Source organism: Meiothermus granaticius NBRC 107808 (assembly GCF_003574355.1).
Classification (GTDB): domain Bacteria; phylum Deinococcota; class Deinococci; order Deinococcales; family Thermaceae; genus Meiothermus; species Meiothermus granaticius.
This window is the reverse complement of the sequence record NZ_QWLB01000015.1, coordinates 53,331-68,204: the sequence shown is the minus strand read 5'-3', so window position 1 is coordinate 68,204 and position 14,874 is coordinate 53,331. Positions and strand designations below refer to the sequence as shown.

At 64.0% G+C, this 14,874-nt stretch carries 9 protein-coding genes and 1 CRISPR repeat array; of the genes, 5 read left to right on the top strand and 4 right to left on the bottom strand.

Translation table 11 applies throughout. The features are described from left to right. Positions 1-130 precede the first annotated feature (130 nt). Genes Mgrana_RS07035 through Mgrana_RS07015 form a run of 5 tightly spaced genes read left to right on the top strand, consistent with a single transcriptional unit; the run spans position 131 to position 4,818 of the window. Positions 131-985, top strand: a complete 855-nt coding sequence (locus Mgrana_RS07035; protein ID WP_119356900.1) for a translation initiation factor 2 — start codon at positions 131-133, stop codon at positions 983-985. A gap of 15 nt (positions 986-1,000) precedes the next feature. Then, entirely contained in the window at positions 1,001-2,296 is a 1,296-nt protein-coding gene (locus Mgrana_RS07030; protein WP_119356899.1) for an FAD-dependent oxidoreductase, read from the top strand. Positions 2,297-2,307: 11 nt separating this feature from the next. Beyond that, positions 2,308-3,594, top strand: coding sequence for a sulfite dehydrogenase (soxC, locus tag Mgrana_RS07025; RefSeq protein ID WP_119356898.1), 1,287 nt, complete (start codon positions 2,308-2,310; stop codon positions 3,592-3,594). Beyond that, on the top strand, positions 3,587-4,135 hold the full coding sequence (locus Mgrana_RS07020) for a c-type cytochrome (protein WP_119356897.1): 549 nt from the start codon (positions 3,587-3,589) through the stop codon (positions 4,133-4,135). Before soxC ends, Mgrana_RS07020 begins: the two co-directional genes overlap by 8 nt. A 14-nt stretch (positions 4,136-4,149) precedes the next feature. After that, a complete protein-coding gene (locus Mgrana_RS07015; protein ID WP_119356902.1) occupies positions 4,150-4,818 on the top strand; it encodes a cytochrome c biogenesis CcdA family protein in 669 nt (222 codons plus the stop codon). 243 nt (positions 4,819-5,061) lie between these two features. Next, positions 5,062-9,950: a CRISPR direct-repeat array (repeat unit 37 nt; unit sequence GTTGCACTCGGGCGAAAGCTCGAGTGAGGATTGAAAC). 5 nt (positions 9,951-9,955) lie between these two features. Here Mgrana_RS07015 and Mgrana_RS07010 read toward each other — a convergent pair. The 4 genes from Mgrana_RS07010 to Mgrana_RS06995 all read right to left on the bottom strand — a co-directional run bounded on the left by Mgrana_RS07010 (position 9,956) and on the right by Mgrana_RS06995 (position 14,857). Next, positions 9,956-10,999, bottom strand: a complete 1,044-nt coding sequence (locus Mgrana_RS07010) for an ABC transporter ATP-binding protein (protein ID WP_119356896.1) — start codon at positions 10,997-10,999, stop codon at positions 9,956-9,958. Between the two features lie 13 nt (positions 11,000-11,012). Further along, on the bottom strand, positions 11,013-12,587 hold the full coding sequence (locus Mgrana_RS07005) for an ABC transporter permease (protein WP_119356895.1): 1,575 nt from the start codon (positions 12,585-12,587) through the stop codon (positions 11,013-11,015). 4 nt (positions 12,588-12,591) lie between these two features. Continuing rightward, positions 12,592-13,653, bottom strand: a complete 1,062-nt coding sequence (locus tag Mgrana_RS07000) for an iron ABC transporter substrate-binding protein (protein ID WP_119356894.1) — start codon at positions 13,651-13,653, stop codon at positions 12,592-12,594. A gap of 148 nt (positions 13,654-13,801) precedes the next feature. After that, complete coding sequence (locus tag Mgrana_RS06995; RefSeq protein WP_119356893.1) at positions 13,802-14,857, bottom strand: alpha/beta hydrolase; 1,056 nt, start codon at positions 14,855-14,857, stop codon at positions 13,802-13,804. Positions 14,858-14,874 lie beyond the last annotated feature (17 nt).

Here is a 14,874-nt window from a genome sequence, read left to right as displayed (position 1 = left end):
AGCAGCGTAACATACGCTATTCAACACTTGAAGGAGGTGAGTGGGTATCGCCGCCCAAAGGCGGCCTGGGGCTATCCATCCCAGACCAAACTTTGGTTTGGTCGGGGTCTCTCGCCCCAGACCCCAAACCATGAAGAAACTTTGGATGTTGGGAGTGATGTTGGGGCTGGCCTATGCCCAGTCCATTCAGGTTGAGGTGCAAGGAACCCTGCCCCAGGTCGAGACCCAGACCGTTGCCGCGCTCAAGGCCAATGGCCTCGAGGTGGATCGGGTGCTCAACCTGGGTGAGCAGGTGCGGCAGATCACCGGGGCTGGGTTCCCGGACTACCACCTGGTGGTGCTCAAGCCCGAGGCCGGCAGCCTGGCCGCGGTGGCCAAGAACCCCATGGCGGCGATCATCCTTCCGCCCACGGTTTACCTGCACGCGGCCAAAGCCGGGGTCATCACCGTGGGTACCTTCGATGGGCGGTTGATGTTCAACATGCTGGGGGTGGCCGGGCCGCAAACCGACCGCTTGGCCGCACAGCTCGAGGACAGCCTGAAGCAGCTGGGCTCGCTCCAGCGGGTCGCACCGGCCATGATGCCTGACCCCAGCTCGGGCATGATGCCGGCCATCCTGTACTTTGTGCCGGGGGCCAAGGCCGAGGACATGGTGCTGCTGCTCGAGGGGGAGCTGAGCTCCCGCGGCCTCAACCTGACCCCGAACCTCAAGGTCGGACCGGTTACGGTGATCATGCCCTGCAAGAGCGAGTGGGCCCGGGTCATGTTCAGCGCCCAGCCCGCCGGAGGCTTTGCCGCCCCCTGCCGCTTCTTCGCAGTGGATATGCCCAACGGGGCCTTGGTGGGGGCGATTGAGCCCATGGTGATGAGCATCATGCCGGGCGTGATGGGCTCGCCCGCCATGCCCATGCTGCAGGAGGCCAAGAAGACCATCACCGAAATTCTGGAGAGCACCGGGGGTACACCGTACCGCCCGACTCAGTGAACACAGGGGAGGCCTATGGGAAAAATCAGCCGTCGGCAGGTTCTCAAAGCAGGTGCAGCCCTTACCGCAGCGGGCGTGTTGGGTTCGAGCGTCAAGGCCCAGCAGGAGTTTTACTCGACCCCCCCCACCCTTCTGCCCAACAACCGCAGGGTGCGGGTGGTGGTGGTGGGCGGGGGCTGGGGCGGGACCACCGTGGCCCGCAAGCTGAAGCAGCAACACCCCGAGGCCGAGGTGGTGCTGATCGAGGCCAAGCCGCTCTTCATGTCCTGCCCTATGTCCAACCTCTTCCTGGCCGGGGTTAAGCCGCTGGAGTTCTTAGTGTTCGACTACACCAACGTGGTCAAGGACGGGGTGATCTTCGTCCAGGAACGGGTGCTGGACCTCAACCGCGATCGCCGGTTGGTGCGGACCACCGGAGGTTACCTGGCCTACGACTTCCTGGTGCTGGCCCCCGGGATTGACTACATGTACGAGGCCATCCCCGGCTACGCCGAGGTCAAGCAGTTCATGCCGGTCGGGTTCAAGCCGTTTGAGCACATCGCCCTGCGCCGCATGCTCGATCAGTATGAGGAGAAGGGGGGAGACCTGGTCCTGACCATCCCCACCCCGCCCTACCGCTGCCCTCCGGGCCCCTACGAACGGGCGGCCATGCTGGCCTGGCGGCTCAAGACCAAGGGGGTCAAGGGCAAGGTCATCGTCTTGGACGCCAACCCGCAGCCCCTCTCCAAGGCTCCGGGGTTCCTCGCCGCGTACAACGACCTCTACAAGGACTACCTCGAGTACCGCCCCAACACCCGGATCACCGGGCTCGACTACGAGAAGCAGACCATTCGGACCGAGCTGGGGGATGTGCCCTATGCCCTGGCCGATATCATCCCCCCCATGAAGGCCGCGCAGATTGTGCGCCAGACGGGGCTGGGGGAGCGGTGGGCCAACGTGCAGCTGCCCTCCTTCCTCTCCGAGCAGGACGACCGGATCTACTTGATCGGCGACATCACCGGCAATACCCCGTACCCCAAGAGCGGCATGGTGGCCTATGTTTCCGGCAACATCGTGGCCCGCCACATAGGCGAGCGGCTCGGCGGGAAGCCCCTGGCCGAGATCCCGCTGGAGCTGCCGACCAACATCTGCTACTCGTTTGTGGACTCGGAAGAGGCCATCTGGGTGGCCAACAACTACACCTGGGACCCCACCGCCAAGAAAGTCGAGGCCAAATCCACCGTGGATAACCAGCGCTCCGGGGCCAACGCCCAGGCCGGGTATGGCTGGGCCCAGGGCCTGTGGCACGACATGTTTGGCCCGCGCTCGTGAGGAGAGGTGGAATGGACCGACGGCGGTTTTTCAAGCTGCTTGGGGGGGGGATACTGCTCTCCCCGCTGCTGCGGGCGAGGGCACAGCAGGGCCTGTGGGATGCCAAGACCCTCGAGCCCTTGAAGGCTCTGGGAACGCCCCTCTCCGAGTACGGGGAGCGCGCTTCCTTCGAAGCCGAGGTGGTGCGCTACATCTCGCCCAACCTGCGCACCCGAACCAGTGGGGCAGATTTTGCCCCACTGGAGAAGCTGAATGGGGTGATCACCCCCAACGGCCTCCACTTCGAGCGCCACCATGGGGGGGTGCCCCAGGTGGACCCCCAGGCCTACCGGCTGGTGATTCACGGGATGGTCGGGCAGCCCCTGATGTTCACCCTGGAAGACCTCAAGCGCTTCCCCTCCACCACCCGGACCTACTTCATCGAGTGTGCAGGCAACGGGCAAAACGGCTATCGGAACCCCCCGGACCCCAACCTCACCGCTACCCGCAGCCGGGGGCTGGCCTCCAACGTGAGCTGGACGGGGGTGCCCCTGGCCCTTCTCCTCAAGGAGGCGGGGATCAAACCCGAGGCCCGCTGGCTCATCCCCGAGGGGATGGATGCGGTGGCCTACACCCGAAGCCTGCCCCTGGACAAGGCCATGGAGGATGTGCTGGTGGCCTATGCCCAGAACGGGGAGGCCCTGCGCCCGGAACAGGGATACCCGGTGCGGCTGGTGGTGCCGGGCTGGGAGGGGAGCATTCAGGTCAAGTGGCTAAGGCGCATCCTGGTGACCGACCTGCCCACCATGAGCAAGGACGAGACCAGCGAGTACACCGATGTGATGGCGGATGGGAAGGTTTTCGCCTTCACCTGGATCATGGACCCCGAAAGCATCATCACCTACCCCTCTGGGTTGCAGCAGATCAAGCCCGGCTTCCACGAGATCCGGGGGCTGGCCTGGAGCGGGTATGGCCGGATCACCAAGGTGCAGATTTCCTTTGATGAGGGGAAAACCTGGCGGGAGGCGGCCCTCGAGGCCCCCGTCGAGCGCCGGGCCTTCGTCCGCTTCAAGCTGCCCTGGAATTGGGACGGCAAGGAGGTGGTCCTGTGGAGCCGGGCCTGGGACGAAGCCGGCCACACCCAACCCACTCGAGGGGAGTTCTTCCAGAAGTGGGGCCGTAACAACCGCTACCACTACAACGCCATCCAGGCCTGGAGGATTGCCGCGGATGGCCGGGTGAGCAATGGCGACCGCCCCCTGAGCGGTCTGGCCCAGGGCCCTTCCGGTGGGTGCGGTGGGGAGGTGTTCGATGTTTAGGTGGTTCTGGGTAGGCCTCCTGGGGCTGGGCCTGGCTATGGCGGGCCGTTACAACCTGGGCACCCCCATAACCCCGGAGCAGGTGGATCCCTACGATGTTCGGCCCGCGGTCTTGCCGGATGGCCGGGGGTTACCGCCGGGCCAAGGTACGGTGGAGGAAGGGGGGCGGGTGTACGCGGAGCGATGCGCGAGCTGCCACGGAGCCAACGGGGAGGGGTATCCCTTCAACCGCCTGGTAGCCGAACCCTTCCCGATCACCCCCGAGACCGAGTCCACCCAGTTTGCCATCGGCAACTACTGGCAGTACCCCACGACCCTCTTCGATTACATCCGCAGGGCCATGCCTTACGGGAATGCGGGCAGCCTGAGCGCCGATGAGGTGTACGCCGTGGTGGCCTGGCTGCTCTACCAAAACGGGGTCGTGGATGGGGCCCAACCCATGAACGCCCAGACCCTGCCCAAGGTGGAGATGCCGGCCCGGGCCCTGCTGCAGCTCGACCCCGAGACCCATAAGCGCTTCCCTTGGCTCAAGCTGCCCTGAAGGATGGCCTCGAGATGGCACTGAGCCTGCCAATCGCCTTTCTAGCCGGGCTGGTTTCCTTTCTCTCCCCCTGCGTGCTGCCCCTGGTGCCCACCTACGTGCTCTACCTGGGGGGGGATAGGGGCCGCCCCCTGGTCAACGCGGTGGCCTTTATCCTGGGGTTTTCGGCCATATTTTTCATCCTCGGCCTCCCCTTCACCCTTTTGGGGAGCGCTCTGTTTGACCACCGAGAAACCCTGAGCCGTGTGGGGGGCGGGGTCATGATCCTTCTGGGGCTATATATGCTGGGCCTGCGCCCCCGCTGGGGGGTCAACCTTCGCTACCAGGGCGACACCACCCGGCCGTGGGGGGCGTTTGTTCTGGGGATCGTGCTGGGGCTGGGCTGGACCCCCTGTATCGGCCCGGTTTTGGGGGGCATCCTGACCCTGACCGCCGCGGGGGGAGGGGTACACCTGCTGCTGGCCTATATTCTGGGGCTGGCCCTGCCGTTTTTCCTAGTCGCGGCCTTCACCGATCGCCTGCGCCCCTGGCTCCGCCGTATGGCTCGCTTCTCCCATGGGGTGGAGCTGGTAGCGGGGGTCGTGCTGGTGGGGGTGGGGGTTTTGCTGCTCACGGGAGCGTACACCACCCTCAACAGCTTTTTCCTGAAGATCACCCCAGGGTGGCTCCAAGACCTGCTCTAAGCCTTCACAGCCAAAGCGCCCCGGACTCCTGGGCTCATTGCGAGGCTAGTGGGTTCATCACTGCGCGAACCCCAAGCAGGTGCTAAAATTCGGGGAGGTTCGCGCAAGCCGAGAAATCGGCTAGGGGACATTGAAAACCCGTTTCCCCCCCACCCTCCGCCACCCTGCGTCGGAACCCCTTTTGGGGAGGTTCGCGCAAAACCCCCCTTGAGCCCTGTCCAGCACGCACGCTAAAATGGGGCTGTTGCACTCGGGCGAAAGCTCGAGTGAGGATTGAAACAGCCGGGGTGGCGGGGATCCACCCCTCCCGGACGAGTTGCACTCGGGCGAAAGCTCGAGTGAGGATTGAAACCGCAAACCGCTTGATGTTGTTCGCCGCCATGTGCGTTGCACTCGGGCGAAAGCTCGAGTGAGGATTGAAACCGAGCCCTAGCCAGAATGTTGATGGCCGCAGCCACAGTTGCACTCGGGCGAAAGCTCGAGTGAGGATTGAAACTAGAAGGGGGGCCGGGGGCCCGTCTGGAGGGTGGGGTTGCACTCGGGCGAAAGCTCGAGTGAGGATTGAAACGCGCTCGAGCCGTTCGGTCAGGCTCTCCTCCTCCCTCGTTGCACTCGGGCGAAAGCTCGAGTGAGGATTGAAACCGAGCCCTAGCCAGAATGTTGATGGCCGCAGCCACAGTTGCACTCGGGCGAAAGCTCGAGTGAGGATTGAAACCGGGTGTTCGACGTGAGCACCGGTTGAACCGAGAGGTTGCACTCGGGCGAAAGCTCGAGTGAGGATTGAAACAACCCCTCGAGGAAGCCAAACAACAGGCGGCTATTTTGTTGCACTCGGGCGAAAGCTCGAGTGAGGATTGAAACAGCAAGCGCGGGCAGATTATTTCCCCTAACGACCGTTGCACTCGGGCGAAAGCTCGAGTGAGGATTGAAACTGTGCTATACTCTCCTTGAGCATTTTCTCCTCCTGGTTGCACTCGGGCGAAAGCTCGAGTGAGGATTGAAACCTATTTTTTTTGCGACAGCATATCTCCCCTCTCCCTATGTTGCACTCGGGCGAAAGCTCGAGTGAGGATTGAAACTTGGAACAAAGCTGGGGATATTTTGCAAGGAATCGCGTTGCACTCGGGCGAAAGCTCGAGTGAGGATTGAAACCTTTGGGGCTTGCAGCAACTTACGGGCCGTCGCGTTGCACTCGGGCGAAAGCTCGAGTGAGGATTGAAACGATCACTATGCGCCGACCCGGCCCAAACCAGCCCTCGGTTGCACTCGGGCGAAAGCTCGAGTGAGGATTGAAACCATGGGCCAGCCCCGGCCACGGGGAGGCATCCTGGTTGCACTCGGGCGAAAGCTCGAGTGAGGATTGAAACGGGGCTATCTCGGTGTGGAATGGATGCCAGAATGGTTGCACTCGGGCGAAAGCTCGAGTGAGGATTGAAACCCCCCCACCTGCTTGTACAGCGAGATGCTGGTGTTGCACTCGGGCGAAAGCTCGAGTGAGGATTGAAACACGGGCAGGTTTGGAATCTATCGTGCGGCATGGCGGTTGCACTCGGGCGAAAGCTCGAGTGAGGATTGAAACAGAAGGATAGCCAGGGCTTTAAAGGCTATAGATTGTTGCACTCGGGCGAAAGCTCGAGTGAGGATTGAAACGAGCGCTACGAGGGTGAGGACACCCGCGACATCCCCGGTTGCACTCGGGCGAAAGCTCGAGTGAGGATTGAAACGGGGGTCTCGGGATTCGCCGGGTCGTCCCCGGGGGGGTTGCACTCGGGCGAAAGCTCGAGTGAGGATTGAAACGAGGAGCGCCAGGGGGAGCGAGCCGGGGCCCTTGGCCGTTGCACTCGGGCGAAAGCTCGAGTGAGGATTGAAACCTGGGCGTCGTTCTGCACGCCTGCCACGTTCACGTTGCACTCGGGCGAAAGCTCGAGTGAGGATTGAAACTGGGACGACCCCGAGCCCACGTGGTGGAGAGAGGGTTGCACTCGGGCGAAAGCTCGAGTGAGGATTGAAACCCGTCGGAGAAGACAACCCCTTCGGCAACCCGACCGTTGCACTCGGGCGAAAGCTCGAGTGAGGATTGAAACCCCGCCGGGCGATCCCGCCAGGGGGAACCGCCCGCCGGTTGCACTCGGGCGAAAGCTCGAGTGAGGATTGAAACGGGATATCGGTGTTGAACGCTTTTGCCAAAATGTTGCACTCGGGCGAAAGCTCGAGTGAGGATTGAAACCAAGAGTTCAAAAGTCCATTGGAGTCGGCTCATCTCTGTTGCACTCGGGCGAAAGCTCGAGTGAGGATTGAAACGCCCATCCTCGGCGTAGCTCACGGTGATGTCGAAGTTGCACTCGGGCGAAAGCTCGAGTGAGGATTGAAACCACTTGCACCGCTCCGGCCTATACCCTGAGCGACCTCGTTGCACTCGGGCGAAAGCTCGAGTGAGGATTGAAACGGCCAGCAGCGCGTCCAGGGAGGTGTTGAGGTCGCGTTGCACTCGGGCGAAAGCTCGAGTGAGGATTGAAACGATAGCCCGCGCGTCGGGCTCGTAGATATTGCCCACGGTTGCACTCGGGCGAAAGCTCGAGTGAGGATTGAAACCCGGGTTTGTGGAGGTGTGGGATGAAGACGAAGAGTTGCACTCGGGCGAAAGCTCGAGTGAGGATTGAAACTGGCGGTATCCGTCGGCGATGGTTGCCAGCAGGTGTTGCACTCGGGCGAAAGCTCGAGTGAGGATTGAAACCAGCTCGTCGTACAGGGCGCTGTGGTAGCCCGAGAGTTGCACTCGGGCGAAAGCTCGAGTGAGGATTGAAACTGGAGTGCACCACGAAGGCGGCCACGTTTTGGGACTGTTGCACTCGGGCGAAAGCTCGAGTGAGGATTGAAACTACTGGACGGAAGTAGAGATTCGGGAGGTCCAACCGTTGCACTCGGGCGAAAGCTCGAGTGAGGATTGAAACAGCGGACGCGACATCTCGGAGATCCCCGAGAATCAAGTTGCACTCGGGCGAAAGCTCGAGTGAGGATTGAAACTTCGCCCCATATGTGGAGCTCCATGCCCACCTCCCGGTTGCACTCGGGCGAAAGCTCGAGTGAGGATTGAAACACCAGACCCCGCCCACCTTGGCCCAGACCGCCACAGTTGCACTCGGGCGAAAGCTCGAGTGAGGATTGAAACCGCATACCGCCACCCCCTCCCCTCGCAACGCCCGCAGTTGCACTCGGGCGAAAGCTCGAGTGAGGATTGAAACACTACGACCTGGACGAAGGCCAGCAGCGCGACACCAAGTTGCACTCGGGCGAAAGCTCGAGTGAGGATTGAAACCGAGGCGCTGCGAAGCTGCTCGGCATGGGGTATGAGGGTTGCACTCGGGCGAAAGCTCGAGTGAGGATTGAAACGCGGACGTGGTGACCTGCCGGGGGCTGGAGCCCTGGGGTTGCACTCGGGCGAAAGCTCGAGTGAGGATTGAAACCAGGTCCTCGGGGGGTAGGGGCTCCGGCGGGGGCGGTTGCACTCGGGCGAAAGCTCGAGTGAGGATTGAAACAAGGGCTTCTCTGCCGGGTGACGCTTGCCCGCCCCCGGTTGCACTCGGGCGAAAGCTCGAGTGAGGATTGAAACCTAGCGATCACCGGGGCCATCTACGCCGCCTATCGTTGCACTCGGGCGAAAGCTCGAGTGAGGATTGAAACGGCCGGGGTGCATGGGGGGAAGCCGGACGCGGAGGTTGCACTCGGGCGAAAGCTCGAGTGAGGATTGAAACGCCAAGATCGCGGTGCGGCTGGCGGATCAGCTCATGAGTTGCACTCGGGCGAAAGCTCGAGTGAGGATTGAAACAGCTCAGCCCGCAGGCGGTCCAACTCCTGCGGGGTTGCACTCGGGCGAAAGCTCGAGTGAGGATTGAAACGATCTCCGCTATGACGCCCTCGCCCGCCGCATGTTGCACTCGGGCGAAAGCTCGAGTGAGGATTGAAACGCACCCCCCGTCCACGACCAGCCCGCAATAGCATCTGTTGCACTCGGGCGAAAGCTCGAGTGAGGATTGAAACCAGCGCCGACCCGCTCTCGACCAGGCCGGCCCTCATTGTTGCACTCGGGCGAAAGCTCGAGTGAGGATTGAAACTCGCCGTCCAGCGTCTTCAGGCTCACGGCCGCCCCCGTTGCACTCGGGCGAAAGCTCGAGTGAGGATTGAAACGAAATCGGTCTCGGCCAGCTCGTCAGGCGTCCCGTGAGTTGCACTCGGGCGAAAGCTCGAGTGAGGATTGAAACAATGAACCGGAGCCAGTCCGGTTTATCGCTCGAGGCCGTTGCACTCGGGCGAAAGCTCGAGTGAGGATTGAAACCACCCGAACCCGGTCATAGGTCGTCCAGAGAGACATGTTGCACTCGGGCGAAAGCTCGAGTGAGGATTGAAACGTGCAGGATGCGCTCTCGAGTGATCGCGTATTTCGTTGCACTCGGGCGAAAGCTCGAGTGAGGATTGAAACGAGACCCTTGAGGTGCCGGCCTCGAGGATCGCGGTAGGTTGCACTCGGGCGAAAGCTCGAGTGAGGATTGAAACGCGTTCCTGAGCCTGTTTTTTGGCGATAGCAGCCCGGTTGCACTCGGGCGAAAGCTCGAGTGAGGATTGAAACACCGCCACCCCGGCTGGCTCGGTAAAGGTCACATCCGTTGCACTCGGGCGAAAGCTCGAGTGAGGATTGAAACCCGGACGCTCCCCTGGCCCTCGCACTCGGGGCAGGGCGTTGCACTCGGGCGAAAGCTCGAGTGAGGATTGAAACGAGGTCTATGAGGTACTCATCGACAAACCGCCGTTGGTTGCACTCGGGCGAAAGCTCGAGTGAGGATTGAAACATAGACGGCGTCGCGCGAAACCCCCAGCGTGGCCGGTTGCACTCGGGCGAAAGCTCGAGTGAGGATTGAAACCCGTCGCTCCAGAGCATCGGTCGGCGTTTTTTGTGTTGCACTCGGGCGAAAGCTCGAGTGAGGATTGAAACACAAGACAAAATATGGCCTGTATGGGTCTGGTTGGGTTGCACTCGGGCGAAAGCTCGAGTGAGGATTGAAACAGGGTAGCGTGGGGCCCGACCTTCGCGCTAGGGTACGTTGCACTCGGGCGAAAGCTCGAGTGAGGATTGAAACAAGGCTCAAACCTGGGAAAGCTGGGGCACTGGGCCCTCTGCCGAAGGGCCTCCCACGACCACTGCCGGGGCTATCACCCGCATCTGCACGCGGTCTCCAGGCCGGAAGCTGCACCCGGAGGTTGCATAGACCAAATACTCGCGATTTTCCAGACGCACCCGGTAGGTAAGGTCGTGCCCTTTGAACTCGCGGGCCAGCACCAGGCCTTCTCCGCCGGCCTCGAGCCGCAGGTGCTCCGGACGCAGCGAAAGCATCACCGCCCCGGTGGCCGGTTCTGCCAGGGGCAGCCTGCCCAGGGGGGTATTGGCTTCCCGCCCCAGCGCCTCCCCAGGCAACAGGTTGGTGCGGCCCAAAAACTGCGCCACAAAGGGGGTAGCGGGCCGCTCGTAGACCTCTTCTGGGGTGCCGATCTGCTCGAGCTTGCCCGAGCGCATCACCCCGATCCGGTCGGCAAAGCTCAGGGCCTCTTCCTGGTCGTGGGTGACCAGCACCACCCCGATGTGGTTTTCCTTGAGCAGGGCGCGTACCTCGTCGCGGGTGGCCTGGCGCAACCCGGCGTCCAGGCTGGCGAAGGGTTCGTCGAGCAGCACCACCTTGGGCCCCGGCGCGATGGCCCGGGCCAGCGCGACCCGCTGCTGCTGCCCGCCCGAAAGCTCACCGGGGTGACGGTCCTTGAAGACGGTCATCCCCACCATCTGCAAGACCTCGAGGGCCCGCGCTCGCCGCTGCTTGGGATCCATTCCGCGCAACCCGAAGGCCACATTCTGCTGCACGCTGAGGTGCGGGAACAGGGCGTAATCCTGGAACACGAAGCCGATTTTGCGCCGCTCCGGCGGAAGATGGGTGATCGGCTGGCCCTCCAGGAGCACCGCCCCGGCGTCGGGGGGCTCGAAGCCCGCGATCAGGCGGAGGGTGGTGGTCTTACCGCAGCCGGAGGGGCCCAGAAGGGCGAAGACCTCGCCGGGCTCGAGGCCGAAGCTCACCGCCTGCACCACCGGGGGTAGGTTCGGATTGAAGCGCTTGCTCAGCCCCTCCACGCGCAGGCTCATGCTCCATACCCCCTCATAAGCGCTTCTCCTGGGCCAGCAGCAGGCCCACCAACAAGGCCGAGAACAGGACGATCAGCGTGGCGTAGGGTGCGGCCTCAGCGAACATCGCCTCCGCAGTGTACCCCCAGATTCGGGTCGCCAGGGTATCGAAGCCCACCGGGGCCAGCAAGAAGGTGAGCGGCAGCTCCTTGAGGCTGGAGAGGAACACCAGGGCCAGGCTGGCCAGCACCCCCCGCTGGATGAGGGGCAGGCTGCTTTTCGCAAAGGCCTTCAGGGGGCCATACCCCAGGCTGCGCGCGGCCTCCTCGAGCCTGGGGCTGGCTTGATACAAAGCGCTGCGGATGGGGCCGATGGCCTCGGCCAGGAAGTGCAAGGCGTAGGCCAGCACCAGCAGGCCCAGGGTCTGGTAGAGGAAGGGGAGCCCGCGCAGGCTGAAGAAGATCAGGGCCAGGGCAAAGGCCAGCGGTGGCACCGCATAGCCCAGGTAGGCGGTGCGCTCGAGGACGCGGGAGAAGCCCGAGGGGAAGCGCACCCCGATATAGGCCAGCGGCAGGGCCAGCAGGGCGGCCACCAAAGCGGCCGGGGCCGAGGCCATGGCGGAGTGCTCGAGGCTCTGTGCGACCCCCTCCAAGGCCTGGCGGTAATCCCCGGGCCAGCGCACCACCCAGTACAGGATGGTCGAAAGGGGCACGATCAAGCCCGCCCCCAGGGTGAGCCCCACCAGGCCCAGGGCGGGCCAGCGCCACCCCCCAAGGGCGGAGCTGCGCTGCTTGCGGGCGCTGCCCAGGCCCACCCGGTTTAGGGTGAGCCCCCGCAGCAGCCGGGCCTCGAGCAGCAGCAGGCTGCCGGTGAGCGCCAGCAGCATCAGGGAGAGCCAGGCCGCATAGATACGGTCGAAAGAGGCCGTGTACTGCAGGTAGATGGCGTAACTGAAGGTCTCGAAGCGCATCAGGCTGACCACCCCGAAGTCCCCCAGCACGTGCAGCCCCACCAGGAGCCAGCCGGCGTAGAGGGCCGGTCGGAGCTGCGGCAGCACCACCCGGAGGAAGACCTCCGGACGGCGGTACCCCAGGCTCTGCGCGGCCTCCTCCAGGCTGGGGTCCAGCCCCAACAACGCCGCCCGCAGGTTCAAGAACAGGTAGGGATAGGTGAAGAGCACCAGGACCCCCAAAGCCCCCCAGTAGCCGGAGGGGCGGGGCCAGGGGATTCCGCTGAGGGTGTGGATCAGCCCATTGGGCCCGCTGGCCCCCAGGAGGGCGAACGCCCCCACGTAACCGGGGATCGCCAGCGGCAGGGTGAGCAACAGCGCCAGGAAGCGCTTGCCCCGCAGGTCGCTGCGGGTGGTGAGCCAGGCCAGGGGCAGCGCCAGCAGGGTGGTTCCTGCCAGGACGCCCAGGGTGAGCCAGAGGGTATTCCCCAGCAGGTATAGGTTCCGCCCGCGCAGCAGCAGCTCCCCCAGGGTCTGGGGGTCGGCCTCGAGGGCCCGCAGCAGCAGGTACAGCAGCGGCAGCAAAACCCCCGTCCCGGCCAGCAAAGCCGGGACCAGGAAGTAGGGGGGGATGGCCCTTCTGCGGCGCAGGATGGTCATTGGATCAGAGCAGCCCTACCTCGCGCAGCAGCTTGAGGGTGCCTTCCAGGTCGGTGAGCTTGGCGAAATCCAGTTTGGGGCTGAGCCGGAGGGCCTGGGCAAAAGGCAGCATCCCCCTGGCCACGCGCACCCCGGCAATCACCGGGTACTCCCGCACCTCGTCTACGAAGTAGGGCTGCGCCCCCTTCGAGAGCAGGTAGTTGAGAAAGCGAAGGGCGTTGGTCTGGTTCTTGCTGGAGGTCAGTATGCCTGCCCCGGTGACCAGGGCCAGTCCGCCCACATCCCCTGGAGCGAAGTAGTGGGTGGCGACCCCGGCCTTGGCCTCGCGTGCGGCCAGCGCTTTTTGGGCCTCCTCCTCGCTCTCCTCCTTCCCCTCGTACTCCCCCTCTTTCACCCCGGCCAGGATGCGCTGGATGTAGTAGTGGTTGGTCAGGGCCAGATCGATCTCCCCAGCCCGCAGGGCCTCGAGCATGGCCGGGTTGGAGGGGTAGGCCTTGGCCCCGGCCGCGATCATCGCGCGGAGCCAGGCCTTGGTGGCCTCCTCGCCTTTGAGCACCCGCATGGCGGTGATGAAGTCCTGGAAGCTCGAGTACGTGGGGGTCCAGCCGATGCGGCCCTTGAACTTGGCCACCTTGGGCAGATCCATCACCGAGGCGGGGAACTCCGAACCCTTGACCTTGGCCGGGTTGTAGGCCGCGACCCGGAAGCGCACGGAGACCGGCACCCAACGCCCGTTGGAGGGCACAAACTCCTGCGGCTGGCGGGTTAGGCTGGCCGGGAGCGGGGCCAGCAGGTTGCGCTTGACGGCCTCCTCGAGGGCCCCCGAGGTGTTCGCCCAGAACACGTCGGCGGGGCTCCGGCCCCCTTCTTCCTGCAGGGCCGCCAGGATCTCGGCGTCGCGCCCATAGCGCACATTGACCTTGATCCCGGTATCGCGTTGAAACTCCTGCACCAGCTTATCCACCAGGGCTTGGCTGCGCCCGGTGTAGAGGGTCAGGCTTGACTGGGCTTGGGCGGCCCCCAGGGTGAGCATCAGGGCGACCAGCGCGGAAAAGGTTCTCAGCATAATTTCCCTCTTGACCCCGGGATTTTCCGAGGTGTGCAGGGGAAGTGTACGGGCTTGAATGGGTAAAGTCAAGTATCCCAGTCGGAATATGTATATTTAGAAATAGGAATCACTTGCAGCTCACCCGGCTGGGAGGGGCCCCTCGAGGCTAGCCGGCGGCTTCCAGGTGGGCGTGGAACAGCGGGTCCACCAGATCGGGCCGCTCGATCTGGGGGGAGTGGCCGGTCTCCGGAATCACGTGCTCGCGGAAGCTGCCGTAGCGCTCCAGCACGGCTCGAGTCTGCCCCACCATCGGCTGGGGGGGGAATACCTCGGCCCCCGGCCAGCCCGGCACCGCCCCGGCCGCCCCCAGGGTGCCCATATCGAAGAGGCTGTGATCGGAGACAATCTGATCCTCCGCCCCGCGCACCCACAGGATCGGGGGTCTGGGGTCGGCGGCCAGAAAGCGCTCGACCGTGTCCCCGACGTACTTGGGCGAGATGGCGTTGGCCGGGCCAAAGCGGCCCGGCGCCGCCCCAGGCCAGTTGGCGGAGGGCACCGAATCCCCAGGGTACTTCTGGGGGCCGATCTTCTCGGACAGCACCCCTGAAAGCAAGGCCTCCTCCCGGGCGGGGATGAAGGGGGGCTTCCAGTAGAAGGTGTTCATCACCGTGCGGGGGGAGGAGGGGAACTCGCTGCCCCGGTAGCCCTCCCCGATCAGCCGGGCGAACTCTGGGCTGACGATCCCCCCACCCGAACCGGCGAAGTCCGGGTAACAGGGGGTTCCTTCCAGCCCTTTGGTGCCGCCGAAGCCGTAGGGGGAGGCAGGGGCGAAGAGGGTTGCGCTGCGCACTCGAGCCGCGGCGGCGGCGATCAGGCTGTAGACCACCCCACCGCCCAGGGAATGCCCGGCCAGGTGAAACCGCTCAACCCCCAGCGCATCCATCAACCCCAGCAGATCATCCACCCAGTCGAAGTAGCCCCGGGTGGCGTCAATAAGTTGGTCCTCGGTATCGCCATACCCGCGCAGGTCGGGGGCGATGCCCCGGTACTGCGGGGGCAGGGCCAACAGGGTCTCCTCCCAGAAGGTGGCTGAGGAGGCATTGCCGTGGATCAGCAGCACCGGGATTCCCCCGGCGGGGCCCCGGCTGAGGACATGAATCTTCAGCCGGGGGGTCTGAACCATCTGCGAGGCGATGCCGGGTAGGGTCGGGATTGAGCTCATGGATACCCCTTTCGAGT